This is a genomic window from Iningainema tapete BLCC-T55, assembly GCF_014698965.1.
GTDB classification, from domain to species: Bacteria; Cyanobacteriota; Cyanobacteriia; order Cyanobacteriales; family Nostocaceae; genus Iningainema; species Iningainema tapete.
Genome location: NZ_JACXAE010000034.1, coordinates 15,784 through 31,434 on the forward strand (window position 1 = coordinate 15,784; position 15,651 = coordinate 31,434).

The 15,651-nt window shown below is 41.2% G+C and carries 15 protein-coding genes; 13 read left to right on the forward strand and 2 right to left on the reverse strand.

All coding sequences use genetic code 11. The annotated features are described in order from the left end of the window. Both ICL16_RS07890 and ICL16_RS07895 read right to left on the reverse strand, forming a co-directional pair. The coding region (locus tag ICL16_RS07890) for a HEAT repeat domain-containing protein (protein WP_190826303.1) at positions 1-2,626 on the reverse strand (2,626 nt) is incomplete at its 3' end. 153 nt (positions 2,627-2,779) lie between these two features. After that, positions 2,780-3,223: a hypothetical protein gene (locus ICL16_RS07895; protein ID WP_190826304.1), complete on the reverse strand. Its 444-nt coding sequence runs from the start codon at positions 3,221-3,223 to the stop codon at positions 2,780-2,782. 960 nt (positions 3,224-4,183) lie between these two features. Between ICL16_RS07895 and ICL16_RS07900 the strand changes: the two genes are divergently transcribed. The 13 genes from ICL16_RS07900 to ICL16_RS07965 all read left to right on the forward strand — a co-directional run bounded on the left by ICL16_RS07900 (position 4,184) and on the right by ICL16_RS07965 (position 15,642). Further along, positions 4,184-6,910, forward strand: coding sequence for a DEAD/DEAH box helicase (locus tag ICL16_RS07900; RefSeq protein WP_190826305.1), 2,727 nt, complete (start codon positions 4,184-4,186; stop codon positions 6,908-6,910). Between the two features lie 111 nt (positions 6,911-7,021). Continuing rightward, positions 7,022-7,768: a hypothetical protein gene (locus ICL16_RS07905; protein WP_190826306.1), complete on the forward strand. Its 747-nt coding sequence runs from the start codon at positions 7,022-7,024 to the stop codon at positions 7,766-7,768. A gap of 379 nt (positions 7,769-8,147) precedes the next feature. Next, on the forward strand, positions 8,148-8,444 hold the full coding sequence (locus ICL16_RS45435) for a hypothetical protein (RefSeq protein ID WP_238360659.1): 297 nt from the start codon (positions 8,148-8,150) through the stop codon (positions 8,442-8,444). Between the two features lie 104 nt (positions 8,445-8,548). After that, positions 8,549-8,899 carry a hypothetical protein gene (locus ICL16_RS45440; protein ID WP_190826307.1) on the forward strand — a complete coding sequence of 117 codons (351 nt, stop codon included), beginning with the start codon at positions 8,549-8,551 and terminating at the stop codon, positions 8,897-8,899. Between the two features lie 756 nt (positions 8,900-9,655). Beyond that, a complete protein-coding gene (locus tag ICL16_RS07925; RefSeq protein WP_190826309.1) occupies positions 9,656-10,231 on the forward strand; it encodes a hypothetical protein in 576 nt (191 codons plus the stop codon). 257 nt (positions 10,232-10,488) lie between these two features. Next, positions 10,489-10,707 carry a hypothetical protein gene (locus ICL16_RS07930; RefSeq protein WP_190826310.1) on the forward strand — a complete coding sequence of 73 codons (219 nt, stop codon included), beginning with the start codon at positions 10,489-10,491 and terminating at the stop codon, positions 10,705-10,707. Positions 10,708-10,769: 62 nt separating this feature from the next. Then, positions 10,770-11,747, forward strand: a complete 978-nt coding sequence (locus ICL16_RS07935; RefSeq protein WP_190826311.1) for a bifunctional DNA primase/polymerase — start codon at positions 10,770-10,772, stop codon at positions 11,745-11,747. A gap of 2 nt (positions 11,748-11,749) precedes the next feature. Next, a complete protein-coding gene (locus ICL16_RS07940) occupies positions 11,750-12,235 on the forward strand; it encodes a hypothetical protein (RefSeq protein WP_190826312.1) in 486 nt (161 codons plus the stop codon). 8 nt (positions 12,236-12,243) lie between these two features. Then, positions 12,244-12,681: a hypothetical protein gene (locus ICL16_RS07945; RefSeq protein WP_190826313.1), complete on the forward strand. Its 438-nt coding sequence runs from the start codon at positions 12,244-12,246 to the stop codon at positions 12,679-12,681. 176 nt (positions 12,682-12,857) lie between these two features. Then, entirely contained in the window at positions 12,858-13,448 is a 591-nt protein-coding gene (locus ICL16_RS07950) for a hypothetical protein (RefSeq protein ID WP_238360660.1), read from the forward strand. After that, positions 13,445-14,215: a hypothetical protein gene (locus ICL16_RS07955; protein WP_190826315.1), complete on the forward strand. Its 771-nt coding sequence runs from the start codon at positions 13,445-13,447 to the stop codon at positions 14,213-14,215. The genes ICL16_RS07950 and ICL16_RS07955 overlap by 4 nt, the downstream gene beginning before the upstream one ends. Positions 14,216-14,218: 3 nt before the next feature. Beyond that, a complete protein-coding gene (locus ICL16_RS07960; protein WP_190826316.1) occupies positions 14,219-14,815 on the forward strand; it encodes a Mov34/MPN/PAD-1 family protein in 597 nt (198 codons plus the stop codon). Next, the gene (locus tag ICL16_RS07965; RefSeq protein ID WP_190826317.1) at positions 14,803-15,642 is read left to right on the forward strand and encodes a ThiF family adenylyltransferase; all 840 of its coding nucleotides are present in this window, start codon (positions 14,803-14,805) and stop codon (positions 15,640-15,642) included. The genes ICL16_RS07960 and ICL16_RS07965 overlap by 13 nt, the downstream gene beginning before the upstream one ends. The last annotated feature ends 9 nt before the right edge of the window (positions 15,643-15,651 follow it).

The window sequence follows — 15,651 nt, forward strand, 5'->3', positions numbered from 1 at the left end:
CGTTCCAGCTTAACTCGACTAAGGCGTTGATAGCATCTTGGTTGCCTGGATCGATTTTATTTAAAGTTTCTGCCGCACATACACAAGTAAGTTCATTTTGAGCGTTCCAGCTTAACTCGACTAAGGCGTTGATAGCATCTTGGTTGCCTGGATCGATTTTATTTAAAGTTTCTGCCGCATATACGCGAGTATATCCATATTCAGCGTTCCGGCTTAAATCAAATAAAACACTGATAGCATCTTGGTTGCCTGGGTCAATTTTATTTAAAGATTCTGCTGCACGCGGACAGGTAAATTCATCGTCCGTGTTCCAGATTAACTCAACTAAAGCCTTGATAGCATCTTGGTTGCCTGGGTCAATTTTGCCTAAAGATTCTGCTGCACGCTGACGGGTATCTTCATCGTCCGTGTTCCAGATTAACTCAACTAAAGCCTTGATAGCATCTTGGTTGCCAACGCCCATTTTACTCAAAAATTCTAACGATAAATAATAGATAAGCTTATCGGAAAAATCATAACTTCCCGCGCTCGACCAGATTAACTCAACTAAAACGTTAATTATGGATTTGTTGCCAGAGTTGATTGTATACAAAGCGGATGCCGCATTCGCACAGTCAGATTCATCTTGCAAGTTGCTTATTAACTCAACTAAACAATCGATAATATCTAAGCTGAAATGATGATTTATAACCAAATATTCTGTACCATAATTAAACCTATATTTATTTGAATTGTCAAGTATAAAGTCAAATAAAGGATCGTCATATTCTTGGTGTAAATTATAAATTTCTTTTCGTGGTAATTTATAATAATATTCATTTATTTGGGTGCGTATTAAGTCTTTTGAATAGAAAGAATCTTCACTTATTTGGGTCCAACTTAAGTTGTACATCATGAAAAGGTAAATAATATTTATGCTAGTTTGGTCAAGTCTATACAAATAAGTTAATGCTTCAATAAGGTTATGTTTATCTTTCGAGTTCTGGATAAACTCGACTAAGGCGTTGATAGCATCTTGGTTGCCTGGATCGATTTCATACAAAAATTCGGCTGCCCACAAACAAACGTTTTGAGCAGAAAAATTCTCTTTATATTTTACGTGTGCGTTCCGCAATGATTCAACCAGTAGAGGGATTGCTTTTTGTCTATCCGTTTGCAATAATAATGCTCTAGCGTTATTTGTAATCTTGTCGCAAACTAAATCGCCCCACAACTCTTTTTCAAAATCATTAAAATCCCTCAGGCTCCACTTCACGATTTGTTTGACTATTTCCAAGGCTCTAGAACAATTTTTAAACTCTAAAATTCCTATACCTGCCAAAGAATAAGCTTGATATTGATAAAAGCAACCGCAACCATCTTTAAACCCTATCAATGCATTGATAAAATCATCTTTACATTTACTTTTTACATCCTCACGTCCCAGCCATAGTAAAAGCACTTGCCTCCATTGCCGTTCAAAAATTCGATATCGTTCTGTTTTTATAAATTTATTTTTATGAGCGCGGGGCAAGAAAAAGTTCCAATCATCAATTGCCAAAGCGGCGAAATACTCCTGAAAGGTAGCATGGTAGAAAGCATAAAAAGGTTTGCCAGATTTATCCCTATCTACTTGATTTAGCCAACCCAGCTTTAAGCCAAGGTTAAATAAATCCTCCCCCATTACCTCGAAGGCAAAATCTCGCCTAATACGATATCTAATTTCGGAATCATCTATAGCCTTTAGTGCCAACTGACTTAGAGCTTTATTCAACGCAACTTGTTGCGCGTCAGTCGTAGGAAATTCTCTTTGTTTCCACTCATAGTGGTTGAGAGTAAATCTCTCGTAAAGTGCGGCTTGAGTTTCTGGTAAATTAGCACTAGAGTTCAAGCCCCAAACTTGACACATCAAAGCTAATCTAAGAGGGTTTTTTACTAAATCTAGTAAGCGCTCCCTTCCGGGTTCAATCAGCTTCCGCCATAGTTTTTCCCCTTTATCAAAATCTCCTTTATCAAGAGAAGATGCACGTTCAAACCATTGGGTAATAAAATCGTGTACCTGCTCACGGCTAAAAACCTGAGTTTTGTAATTTTGAAAATCAAGTAGATTTTTAGTGCTAGCGTCCCAGACATTTAACCGACAAGTTAGGACTACCCGTGCGCCCGGTAGTTCGTTGATGAAATCACTAACTTTATTTAGCGCTTCGGATGCAGATGTGTTGGGTATCTCATCTACACCATCTAACAGCAGCCACACTCGTTGTGTCTGTAATAATTCCCGTAATTGTTCAGGTGCAACTGATTCAACTAAATTACTCAGCCAACGGGTAAGTAAATATTTTTTTAAGGTGTCACCTGATAAATTGCTCAAGGGAATATAAATAGGTAATGCGTTACGCTCAATTAAGTAGCTACCTATTTTTTCTAGCAATGTAGACTTTCCGACTCCCGGTTCCCCTATGATTGCTATTTTACCCTTAACGTTTGAACCATCTCCTATGACTTTTGTGAGAAATGTATCGTGGTCATATATCTTTTCGATGACTTCTAGAGGTAGTTGGTAGAATTCCGTTCCTCTTTCCGGCGTTAATTCACCTTTTGCAAAAAACTCCGCACTGCGGCTAGATTGACGCTTGCGCTCAACCAACCCCAAAGGTACGTAAATGTCAAGTTCAACAGCACTTTCGGTCGCGTGCCGTCGGCTGCGATTATTCTGAAGTTGCTCAGAGAATTTACGGTAACAAACTTCGCACCAGTTGATGGGATTTGGCTTTGCCCGTTCCCCTTCGGGCGTAGTCAGTCAAATAGTAAAATTACTACCTCTTTGGTCAATGTTTTGGGTTTGAGCTGCATTAATAGCTTTTTGAATATTTTGGATAAAAGTCGAAGGGTATAAGTGTTGAGAGTTCTTCACAGCTTCTTCTATCTCTCCAAGGATTTTAGCCAAATTCGGTGGTGGATTAGTTTCTGCTAATGCTACTAATCCCTGCATGACTTGATTGACTTCAGGATTTGCTTGAGCAGCAGATTCTACTTCCAACACTGCCTTACCGTAATCGAGTGGTTGTTCTGGCGCTTTCTCAATAGCAACTACAGTATGGGGAGACTGTTTTTTTAGTGTTACAAGGAACTTGCCAGTTTTGTCCCATAAAGCTTCTCCTACCTTTTCGCCCGTTTTTTCCAATGCTTTAGTGGCAATTACGGAGCCAACAGCTATTGCAGCAGTAGTTAATAATGGTTCCACGAGCTACCTCCCTCTCTGTATTATCCTAGTTTATTATTACAACAGTTACAGCAATTTTCAGGTAAATAGACGACAGTGATTAAACCAACTAAAGGTATTAAAATTTCCTAATTGATAAAATGACTATAAAATGTATCAGGGGTAAAACAACGCACAAGGAATGATCTCTTAAGAAACACATTCCGTAGGGTTAGAAATAGGGATGAGTTCTAAGCCTTGAGCTTGAGCTTTTTTTTGAAGCTTTTTCAGCATCCGATCTCGATACTGTTGAGAATCAGCATCAATACCAGGGTCGGTGTAGGCATCTCCAGAGGTTCAAAGCCGGTAAAAAATGTGGGCGCTCTTTATGGGCAGTAGCAGTGATTGCCTTTGGTGCGCCCATACGGGAAATGCCACTAATCAGATACTGAGGGTTTGTCATTGATTGGCACTTGGAAGTAATGCCCATTGTGGCATTCATATTTTTGCAGCATTTCCCCAGTGCGTTTGCGTACTCGAATTCCGTACTTTTTCTTGATTCCAGCACCGCACTTATCACAAACTCGCAGTACGGAACTTGGTGATAGTTCCGCTTCACCAATATTTTGATCATGAATCGCAGGATTCCCCTCATCAAGCTGCCTGGGAGGTTGAGGTTTTCCTCTCAGGCAAATAATTCCCCCCTTAGTTCTTCTATTTGTTGTTGAAGTTCAAGCCGAAAAGTGGTGATCGCACTTTGAATCAATTCGTCCACCCACTTCTTGTCACCAGAGTCAAATATAGCTATAGAAGCTATTTTTTACATCTTTAATCACTGCATAAAGCTACGCTTGCACTCCTGACGGCATAACCCATCAATCATCGTCTCCTATTTAGAGGACGATGATTTTTTTAATTCAATATTAGTACAAGCCGTCGTAGTAATAACCACAACACAAGAAGACTGCCTTTCTGATTAAACATAGAACAAGCATTATTCACATGAAACCAAATCAACCTGAGTGGTTACAACCAAACAAACAAGTTTATTCCAAACAACACGGTGTTATTCACATCGCAGCCATCATTGATGAAAACCTTTACTTCAAGAAAGGCAATGTTAGCCAAATTATCTTTAATTGGCAACAAGAAGTCCAAGATGGAAAACTCTTACCCATTAACGAAGCACCATGTGGTAAAAGTATCCTCTATCAAGAGATAGCAGCTATCCTTGATGGAGCAGGAAAACTGCAAAGCTGTGATATAATACCAGCAAAAGAAGCGCAACTTTATCCTATACCCGATGATATTCACCCTGCGGTTAAAGATGCTCTAGTTAAATCAGGAATCACTCAGTTATATTCCCATCAAATCGAAGCGTGGTCAGCTTACAAGCAATCTTCAGATATCATCCTCCAAACTCCTACAAGCAGTGGTAAAAGCATATCTTTCCTGATTCCAGTTATGCACGAATGCCTTAAAGGGAAATCGGCTTTGGTGTTCTTTAACCTCAAAGCGCTTGCCAAGGATCAGGAGGATAAAATCCGCTTGTTTGTTAGCTATTTAGATGAAGAAATTCGTCCGCAAGTTATTAACATCAATGGGGATATACCGCCTCAACAACGCAAACAACTTTACAGCAATAAACCGTCAATTGTATGCGTCACACCTGATGTTTGGAACCACGAGTTAAACAATTTCCAATACGAGTCAAATTGGGGATTTAGAGAAACAATCAGAAATATCTCAATTATTGTCTGTGACGAAATGCACTTTTATTCGGGCATCTTTGGGGCGCATTTTGCATTGCTTAATCGCCGCACCCAACTAATGATGGAAATTGCTGGAAATGAACTATCAAATTTGAAGTATATCTTTGCTTCAGCAACAATCAGTAACAGCAGGGAAATAGCCCAAAAGCTATCTAATCGAGTAGGACCTCACAATCTTACTATTATTGACCAAAGTGGGGCGAAACGCCCAGAAATCACCTTTCTTAGCCTCAAACCACGAAACAATACTGTATACCAAACTGCCCAGATAGCAGCATTGCTTGTAAGCAGAGGCATTGTTGGAATTTGCTTCTGCGATAACCGCGCTCTGGTCAAAGTTTTAACCAATAGCATCCGTAAAGCCCTAACCGAGATGCAACTAGCCCACCTTGGAGAAACCATTTCTGCATTTTATGGAAGTATGAAGCCAAACCAGAGGAACAAAATTGTTACAGATATACAGTTAGGAAAGGTGAAATTCATAGTCTCAACCTCCGCCCTTGAAGCTGGTTTGGATATCGGCTCCATTGACGCAACCGTCGTACACAGCTATCCCGGTTCAATTCTCGCCTTTCGGCAACGGGCAGGAAGATCTGGCAGGCAAAAAGAAGGATTGTTGATATTTATACCATCCAAAAGGTCAATTATGGATGGATATTATGCCTTGCACCCGGAAAGACTGTTATCTGACCCTCCAGAAATAATCAATTTCAACCACAACTACGAAACCATCCTCTCACAGCACATTCTCGCCTGCTGCAAGGAAAATAAACCGACACTAGCTCAAATTAGCCGTCATTTTGGTAGTCTTGGTGAAGCGATCGCAAAACAGTTGATTGGGGAAAACAAAATAAGTTTCAGCTATAACCAGAAAATAGCTACCAATCGCAGTCAGGGTTACGTACACTCAAATATCAAAGTTAGGGGTAATACTGACAGAAACGTCGGGTATGTGAACCTTGACAGTGGGGAAGAATTCGAGGTAAGCAGTACCTCTACAGCATTGCGAGAAGTCTATCCAGGCGCGATTTATCCTGCTCAAGACTTCGATGGGAACCCCGCATGGTACAAATCCATTGAACTAAACCTGAGCGAAGGGAAAGCTTGTCTCAAGCCAATTGGCACTACCAGCCAGTTTACCCGCGCTTTGGGTTTCCTGGAGTTTGAAGAAATCAAGCTTGCTCTTGAGAATAAAATTGTCAGGTTACCTCAAGGTGCGATTAGGTTTACGCCAGTTGTTGCCCTAATCAAGCAAGAGATTTACGGCTATAACTTGTACAGACGAGAACTAAAATGGAGTTGCATTAACAACAAATGCAAAAATTATAATTCAAACTTGCACGTACATTTACAAACTTGTCCTGCGTGTAATAATCAACTCTTTGAAAAAGAAACTATCGAACTTGTGGAGGAATATAAGTATAAGGAAATACTCGCTCTCAGCTACAATACTTTCTGCATCAGAGTAGAAGTTAATCCAGAAGCAAAGAAACACTTTGCAGATGTAGTTAGTAATTTTATCAAAGAAATTCTCAAAAAACAGAAATACATCCCTCAAGAAGAGAAAGAACTATTCGACAATAATGAAACCGACACCTGTATTCATACTCTGGCACATCAACTAATTCTGAGCTTACCACTTGTCGAACATGGCGCAAACAGTCGAGATTTAGATTTCATGTTAGTAAAAACAGCTAATAAACCCTATACTATAGGCTACTTCTTCGACACCTGTGAACATGGCACGGGAATGTGTGATACCCTCATCAAATACTTAGAAACAGCTTTTATGAAAGCTAAGTTTCTAGTGGAAAACTGTCCCTGTAAGTACGGATGTTCCTCTTGTACAACTATTCATCGCTGTCCTGAAGATAACAAAGCGTTGTTTAAATCGATTGGATTATTCCTACTTGATGAAATAACCAAGTCATCGGAAACAATCACCATTAATCAATAAAGTCTAAAAATAGTCCTACCTAGTAATGGTGGGACTATTTTTTATTAGTAGCAAGGGAAAAACCACGTACATTGCTCACGCACTAGTTTCCGCAGTTCGTAAATAGCAGCTATGTACATTGAATTATTAGCCGATTCAAGTCAAAGCCCTAGCAAGTTTCAAATTCTTCATGCACCGACATATCTCCTGCTAGAAACAAACCTAAAATTAGGTGATTTTGTTGAATATGGTCGCATCGATTATATCATCAATTATGCTACTAATCAGGGATATGAAATCAAAATATTATATAGAGAAAACCAGACTGACAAGAAATATCCCTTACCAGCTATCAGCGATGAACTTACTGATTTGATGATTGATTACCCGTCAGATTTAAAAATGCGGACTAACGGGATGGTTTTCGAGCAGCGGGCATATCTAATGGCAAAGGTTCATCATGAGGTATGTCAAAATATCGAATCAGAGAAACTTCTCAAAGAAGCTGAATATTGGTTAGTAAATTATGCACGAGAAGTTATCGCCACTCAATGCGAATATCTACCAGATATTCTTAGCAAACTTGACCATTCAACTATTAGGTCAATGGCATTAGATACGCTAATGGTTTGGCAACCAAATTGGAAAAAAGCTATTTCTCAATATGCAGGAGAAAGATTTGAAGCAGGTAACAATGAGTTTGAAATTATCAACTATTACTATGACTGCAATAAAAAGGGTAGAGAGGGAGTAATGGTGCTGTGCCGAGTAACCAAAACATTGGACAAATATTCTGAATTTCCCATCTTCCCCCTCAATCAAAATTGTACTCTTGGGACTTACCAAGTCGAAAATGCTCTAAATCAAAGATTAGCTTAATTGCGCCGACACCATTTAAGTTTAAAAATCCCAAATATTAGTTACTTATTTGGTGGAGATGTTCTTTACTGGAGTTTGGACTAAAAGCTCAGACAGAAGCAAAGCACTGATAGAATAAGAGATAAAAAACAGACAGCAATACTGAGGTGAAGACTGATTGTTTTAGAGAAAAGCAGTCAGTATCACTTCTGACTGCTGTAAAGTCAATGAATGTAAACAAAAGCTCATTGACTCAGATGATCCTGACACAATTAGAAGAATTTCGGCAAGCAATCTACGATTGTCAATGGTATTGCTAGAGACTCAGTATTTGAGTTGATGGATGCAGTGAAGACGGCGCCCAACCATTCAATCATTTGTAGCGACTACCCAAAATCCAATGTTTAGGCGGGAATGGTCGAGTATTTATGCCGCACTGCATGACAGTCGTCCCAATAGAAGAAAACTGATGAATTTGCTGGTAGAGAAAGTAAAAACTGAAGAACAACCATTTCTAGCAGGAGATCATACCTTTTGGCCCAGACCAGACGCAAAGACGCTCAAAGAAAGGACTTTTAGTGGGGGGAAAGGAGTTAGTGCCAGTGTGGGACAAAGTTATAGTACCTTGGCATGGATACCAGAGTCAAATGGGAGTTGGGCATTACCGTTAAGGCACGGGCATGATTACCAGCTTTGAAACCCCAACGAGTAAGGCAGCGTTTCAACTCAAGCTTGTGACTCGGCAGGCGCGGAACTAGACCACTTGTTGCTTATGATAGAGGCTATGGCAACGCCAAATTTGTGAAGGCTACCGCTGGTATAGAAGCTGACTTATTACTCAGGTTAGCATCCAATAGATGCCTTTGGGGTAAACCCGAGGTCAAAAAAGGTCGAGGCGCACCACGTAAGCATGGTCATAAGTTTAAGCTGAATGACCCCACAACAAAGCCAGAGGCAGATGAGACTTTGATTGTTGAGGACCCAAAGGTTGGTCAGGTCAAACTGATGCTAGGAAGCGGATATCATTTTTTGGAATCCCCCAACCGAGACATGGAGATCATCCGTGTCGAGGTGATTAAACCAGCAGGGCGAAATCGGAAATTCAAACCCTTATGGCTCGCGCTTGGCTTGGTCAGACGATGCCCCCATTAGAGGACTTCTGGCATAAATACTTACGTCGCTTTGCGCTCGAACATTGGTGAGACAGCGCTGCAGGAGGGTTTCCCTCCGTAGGCGACTGCGAACCCGAAGGGTATCGCTTTGCTTCGCAAAGGCTACATTGGACACAGCCTCAATTAAGTTCGACTCAGGCAGCAGAGCGATGGAGTGACAGAAGTGCCTCTGTTAACTTGGCAATTGTGGCGCTTCGTGGGAAGCTTGCATCGACTCCCCATTGCCTTGGCAATCAACTCAGGATACACTGTCTCGGCGTGCACAAGCGTTTCCCCTAATTTTAGCCTCTATTGGTACTCCGGCTAAACCACCAAAAACCCGTGGAAAATCACGCTTGTCGCGCTCCCGGACATCAACCACCCCCACGTCCAACTTATCCTACTGTTAAAAAACACGCATCTAAAAAAGCTAAACCCGAAGAATCACTGCAATATTGCCGACTCCACTGCTGCTTAGTTTCGGCTAAAAACCTGATGATTCAACTTGACTCAGTTTCAAACTTGAAGTTGAGCCGCTTTGTCCTGCCAATGAGTGTTAATTGCAGGTCGAAACCGGATTAGTCCAAACTCCAGTCTTTACTCTCGGCTACTTTTGAGTCCAAACCAAAATTTTTGTCATGAATAACAACAAACCAATTGCTTAATAACAGGAATAGCAACACTTCACAGTCAAACTGCCTTTTTCCATACCCCCTCCTCCTCCCCTTCAGTCAATAAAATCCAAGCCACCATAAATATGAACATTGTCAAGATAAATTCACTTGCAGAAATAGACAATATTATTGCACTCTTGTTAGGTTGGGTTGAATCGGAAATAGAAGAAGAATGCAGTCAGTTTACTCCAGGGGCAACATGGATTTATGGAGGAGATTATTATGCCATAAAAGTAAAATTACTTTTCCCCGAAGAGGTAGTAAATGCAGGCGGTGAGTCAGAATGGACTTATGAACACGAAGACTGGTACGAAAATGGAGGCGCACCCTATTTTAGTTCCCAATGGAGTGATACAAATATTCTACTTGAAGAATGCGATCGCATGGGATTGCTGCTGGAGTGGTTCAGAAATAAAGACAACATCGGATGTCAAATACGAAAATACGAATTTGAAAAACCAGAATTATTGATTCCAGTTGTTGCTTACACTGGCACTAATTTTAGCATTCCTAAATCAATGAGTCTTGCAACCTGTATGGCATGGCTGTTGTGGCACGGCATCAAAATTGAGTTTGAATTCGATAAGCTCACAGATAAATATTGTATAACTGGCTCAGAAATATCAAGCCAAGATATCGGCAGTCCAAATGATACATAAAGCGCACGACTCCGCCGGAACATCGTTCGAGAACTAGTAACAACTAACCAACTTTACTACCAATTACTTAAACATAAGTAGGTCGGTATGAAAAATTGTCGTTAAAGTAAGGCAGAAAGCAGAGGGCAGAGGGCATTCGGGAAGAGAGTTTTAAGCCTGTTTACGTTTTTGTACTTGCCTCTAAATTATGATGCCGACTTACTTATCGCCACAATAACTAACACACCAATTCTTGAAAAAATGTTGGAATTATCCCTATGGAACAAGAAGTCAAATATTTGCTAGAAGGCATCTGTACCTTCTATTGGAACGCAGACTTTTATAAATTCTGCGAAGTCTGTAACTTCGACCCTGAACATGGCTACTCACATGAAAAGTGGCAACAGTGGCAACAGCTAATATCGTGTATCAAAGCGTTTGACCAAAATACCCTTACCAAGCTAGTTGAAGCAGGTCACCTGCAGAAGTCGTTGTAAACCACCACAGGTACTTACGCAAACGGTGCATGAGTCACTTAAACACATAAATATATGAACTCATGCACGCACACGCTCAAATTCGACAGTTGGTATCTTCCCTAGACACTTTACCCGAAGAATGGCAAGTTGTCCCCACGTTCGGTAAACGTCCTTTGGGAAAAGAATGGGAGAAGAACACCTACTCTCCTAGAAAACTACAAGCCGAACTTAGCCGCCGCCGCTTTAAAGTCTGGATCAATGACAGATACATCGTCCCCACAGGCATCGCCTTGGTATGCGGACCCAATCACCCCCAAGGGTATCTGGTAGCTATCGACTGCGACGGGGAAACCTCATGGCGAAAAATCCTGGAAATAAACGGGTTAAAGCCAGAGAAACTTGAGCAAATAACACCCGCCGATTCACGGGAACGCGCTCAAAAATACCTTCCTCCCACAGTTGCATTTACCTCTGGCAGGAAATACCGAAGCCAGCATTTGTACCTTATTCCTGGTTTGAGAACTTGGGAGGTAAAATCTCGTAAAGTCAAAACCGGACGAGACGAACACCTAGAGTTTCGGGGCAAAAATCTTGCGTCAATTCTTCCTCCCTCCTTCCATCCAGAGGGCAGGATGTACAAATGGCTCCCCGGTTGCAGCCCGTGCGATCGCCAATTAGAGATAGCTCCCGATTGGGTAATTGCCCAGATGCTCGTCAAACAGGAGAAAGCAAGAAAGTTCAACCTACCCCAGGAAAAATACGACCGCCGTTCCGGGGTAGATATTTATGCTTGTTTATACCCGGAAATCGAGAAAAACATTCAAACCGCGCTTGCACTTCTCGAAGTGATCCACCCCCGATTTGCAGATGATTACCATTCCTGGATTCAAATAGGGATGGCACTCAAGAGCGTTAGCCCTATTTTACTTGAAGCATGGGACACCTGGAGCCAGCTATCACCTAAATACAAAATAGGCGAATGCGCTTATAAATGGCAGTCGTTTCGCCTTACTGGCATCACGATCCGTACCTTATTCAGATTCGCCAACCTTTCTTAGTCATGAACAGTCAAATACAACCCAACGAAAATGTAACTAACCCAGAGGCTAGTTACAGAGATTTTAATTCAGATGCCCAGGATACCAACAATAAAGATGAAGCCTCAGATGAATCTATAAATACTGAAGCCATAAATCAAGATTCATCTAACGAGATAAGTCTGGATAATCAGAACATAAATCCTGTCCTAATTACCATTCAGGTAATACCAAATTCGGAAATAGCAATTATTTCAATTGGAATTAAGAATGCGACTCCAATTATTAAGACAATTAACAAGACTGAGTTAACATCTCATCCTATCATAAATGACTGTTTAGTGGAATTAGAAAAATATCTCCCAAAAATGTTAGCTATATGCAAGCAGAAGGAAAATCAGAACATATATCACGAACATCAGCAGTCGTCTCCATCAGTACAAAAGCGCGAATTACCTGAAAGCAAAAATAAAGCATCTAACTCTAGTAACCAACTGTCACTGTTTTAACAACTATTATGAAATATATTGCACACATTGAAGGACAGCAAATCCTACTAGATGAAACAATTGCCTCTGACGATAATACACTTAAAACAGCTATTAGCGTCTACTTTCCAGAGTATGCTAATGCCGAAATCGAACGACAAACAACTGATGACACGGTTTCAATTCGGCTGGTAAAGAAAGCAGGTACTAAGGGTAATCTAATTCAAGAAGTAACAATACAGCAGTTGCGAGAATCCCCCTTTGAAGTAAATCCTGCACTAAAGTTAGCGTGGCAGTTAAAACTTCTAGAAATAAAAAATCAAATTACTCTCTCAGGTTTAATCGCAATACAGCCTGAAATAGACCTCGCAATAAAATCGGCTCAAAGCTGGGAAACTTACACAGAAAAAGTAACCCAAAGCCTTAAGCAGCAACCCGCAGCCACAAGTAAATATCCCGTACTGTAATAACATGTGCTAAGCCGCACGATAGCGGCTTACTATTTATGCTTACCAACATACACTCATTCAAAATACCAATTACTTGTTTAACAGCGACTATCTACCTTGAAAATCTCTCCCAACGAGTAAATATCTTAAGTCTGTACCAAAAAATATTCCCAGAACATTGGTTAGAATCATCCATGACTATTGATCAACACTCGCATCGAGAAAGTGCTTACATTGATAGAGAAATTGAGTTTATTCGACTGGTTAATGAACATCTATTTCCAATCGAGTACATCGACGATATAGAGTTTAGTCCCGATCGTAGTAATATCCCAATATCACCACAAAAACCTGAGTGGTGGTACGAAGATTTTGAGGATATAGAATACTTTGAAAAGTTCCTCCTCTCACTTATGGGACAAGGGTACAATCTCGACGAATGGGAAGTACATTTTGGTTTTACTCCTGAATGTATAACACCAGCAGAAGATATCTATCCCGACTCGCTTACTAAACTATGCCGTTGCTACAAAAGCCCACTTCAACATCTAGTTACAGCCATACGAATTATCGATTACTCAACTGAGAATATCTGGTTAGATGTTACGTATGAGACAAGCGACTGGCTAGAGTGGACTTACGAAAATGTTATGTTTCTCGCTCAAAAGTGGCTTGAAGCTGTATTGATGATGGAAAACTCAAATGCACTTGCCCATCTTATAGAAACATCTCTGACTGCCCGAAAAACAATAGTTAAACTCTGGAACCAAGCATCAGAACTATGAATACTGATATCAATATATTGCCAATAATCGACTTAGAAAATATCTCTCAAAGTCTTCTTGCAAGTATTCCCCAGTCCGAGTTAATCGCGCAATTAATTATTCTCAAGGGGCAATTTATCTTAGTCGAACACGAAGGTAAAAAATGCAGTTACAAATTCCTTTCCCCCGAAGCGGTAGAAAAAGCTTTCACGAGTAAAACTGCTACATCTGGATGGCTTCCTAGTAACACGGTTTGGTGGGGGAGAACTCCAGCAGGGGAAGCAATAATTCAGTTTTACCCTCCCCAAAAGTACCAAATCCAACTTGTAGGAGAGGACATTGCCGTGGGCGGGGAACCCGACTTGAGGCAAGTGTCCGTTGAGGAAATAAAGATAATTACTGTCCCAATGCCGGCATTCCTATTTGCAGGATGTGGTAGTAAATATTACCTGTGGGCTGTTAAAGGAAAGGTATTTAAACCAGACGCTCAATTGTACAAGCCACCCCTACCTAACGTCCGCGACGACTCTAGCATCTGCTTTGGAGAAAACTCTCCCGGTGCGTGCAGTGCTAACACCATCATCCAAACCTGGGAGTTGTTTTGGAAATCGCCCTTTAACAGGGACTTGGCTCAAGGAAAGTCAAAAACCCATCCCAACGATATCTGCTGTTCCCTAGTCAGCTTACACGAGTCAAAAGCCAAGTCTTACCCTTCAAGCGACTTAGTTCCCCTTCAAAGCTGGAAATTTAAAACCCCATTCGACATTATCAACCAACTGTTCAGTTAGCCCATGAATCCTTTTATCGGTTATCACCTCGCCACAAGTCACAATCTTCTTTCCTACAGCCAAAAACTCCAAGAATACTGGCTTGCATCAAACGGTCTTTTCGTGCGATCGCACCGCCGCGAGTTAGAGGTTTGTCTGCAAATTGCCCTGACTCAGATTGCTGGACTACAACCCATTGAACCGTACTTCCGCCTGATAGTCCCAAAAGTCAAGAGCCAGATAATCACGGACATCATTAACACTGCTACTATCAACCAAGAGCAGGAAATCCTTTTCTACCTGGGTGTGGCAAATAACCAATGGTGGTTCCATACCCCGTTGCAGACAGCTTCCTCAACCCAAGTCGCATCCCTAGAAAGTTCACTCTCACAAACCTATACAGAAGCGCTAGTAGAAATACACAGTCATGGAAATCTAGCAGCTTACCCTTCAAGTACTGATAATGAGGAGGAAAGAGGGAAATTTCGAGTGTTCGCCATCATCGGTACGCTTGATGCCACTCCCACAATCTATACCCGTATCGGGATCTACAATCACTTCTTTCCAATCGACTCCAATTTAATATTTGAAATCCCGGCTCACATTATATGCTTGAACTAACTGCTTACCAACAGGCTTTACCAGTTCTACCCCAGCGCCACACTCGTATCAACTTTATCCTAGTCGGAGCAGGAGGTACAGGAGGGTATCTTGCAGAAGACTTATGCAGGATTATCCTACAACTTCAACAAACCGGGAAAGAGGTAAGCTTTACCATCGTCGATGGCGATACCGTCTCAACCGAAAACACTATCCGTCAAAATTACCAACCAGCAGAGGTTGGACTATTCAAGGCAGATACACTTGCCTTAAAATGCAGCGCCAGGTATGGGATTGAAATTACAGCTATTTGCGACTGGTTTGAAGAAGAGATTGTCCACGCCACCAGTTCGTGGAACAGCCTAACAGTAATTATTGGTTGTGTCGATAACGCCGCCGCCAGGGACAAAATACATTCGGTTTTGAAACTAAACAACGCTAAAGAACCAGCATCACTATTTTGGCTAGATTGTGGTAATACCAGTCACTCCGGACAAATAGTAGTTGGAACCCACTCCGATTTTGATATTCTGCGGGCTTGTGATAATCCAGATAATCCTAAATTCTGGTTGCATCTTCCCCAACCGACGCTAGTTCATCCCGAATTGTTAGTCCCCTTACCAGAAGAACTTACCAGCAACAACCTTTCCTGTGCCGAAATCCAAGCACGAAACTACCAATCCCTATTCATCAACCGGATGACAAGCGCGATCGCTGCTCAATACCTGCTAGAGTTAACCCTAACTGGAGGACTGAAAAAGTTCGCCAGCTACTTTGACTTGAAAGCAATGTCAACCCGCAGTCTATACACCAGCATAGACAACCTTAAAAAATATCACGCTCCATAAAGAAACCAC

Excerpts from the sequence above, each read along its gene's own strand:
- ICL16_RS07940 (WP_190826312.1), top strand. The coding sequence starts at position 11,750 with ATGAACAGTCAAATACAACCCAACGAAAATGTAACTAACCCAGAGGCT.
- ICL16_RS07950 (WP_238360660.1), top strand. The coding sequence starts at position 12,858 with ATGACTATTGATCAACACTCGCATCGAGAAAGTGCTTACATTGATAGA.
- ICL16_RS07905 (WP_190826306.1), top strand. The coding sequence starts at position 7,022 with ATGTACATTGAATTATTAGCCGATTCAAGTCAAAGCCCTAGCAAGTTT.
- ICL16_RS45435 (WP_238360659.1), top strand. The coding sequence starts at position 8,148 with ATGTTTAGGCGGGAATGGTCGAGTATTTATGCCGCACTGCATGACAGT.
- ICL16_RS07945 (WP_190826313.1), top strand. The coding sequence starts at position 12,244 with ATGAAATATATTGCACACATTGAAGGACAGCAAATCCTACTAGATGAA.
- ICL16_RS07955 (WP_190826315.1), top strand. The coding sequence starts at position 13,445 with ATGAATACTGATATCAATATATTGCCAATAATCGACTTAGAAAATATC.
- ICL16_RS07900 (WP_190826305.1), top strand. The coding sequence starts at position 4,184 with ATGAAACCAAATCAACCTGAGTGGTTACAACCAAACAAACAAGTTTAT.
- ICL16_RS07935 (WP_190826311.1), top strand. The coding sequence starts at position 10,770 with ATGCACGCACACGCTCAAATTCGACAGTTGGTATCTTCCCTAGACACT.
- ICL16_RS07965 (WP_190826317.1), top strand. The coding sequence starts at position 14,803 with ATGCTTGAACTAACTGCTTACCAACAGGCTTTACCAGTTCTACCCCAG.
- ICL16_RS07930 (WP_190826310.1), top strand. The coding sequence starts at position 10,489 with ATGGAACAAGAAGTCAAATATTTGCTAGAAGGCATCTGTACCTTCTAT.
- ICL16_RS07925 (WP_190826309.1), top strand. The coding sequence starts at position 9,656 with ATGAACATTGTCAAGATAAATTCACTTGCAGAAATAGACAATATTATT.
- ICL16_RS07960 (WP_190826316.1), top strand. The coding sequence starts at position 14,219 with ATGAATCCTTTTATCGGTTATCACCTCGCCACAAGTCACAATCTTCTT.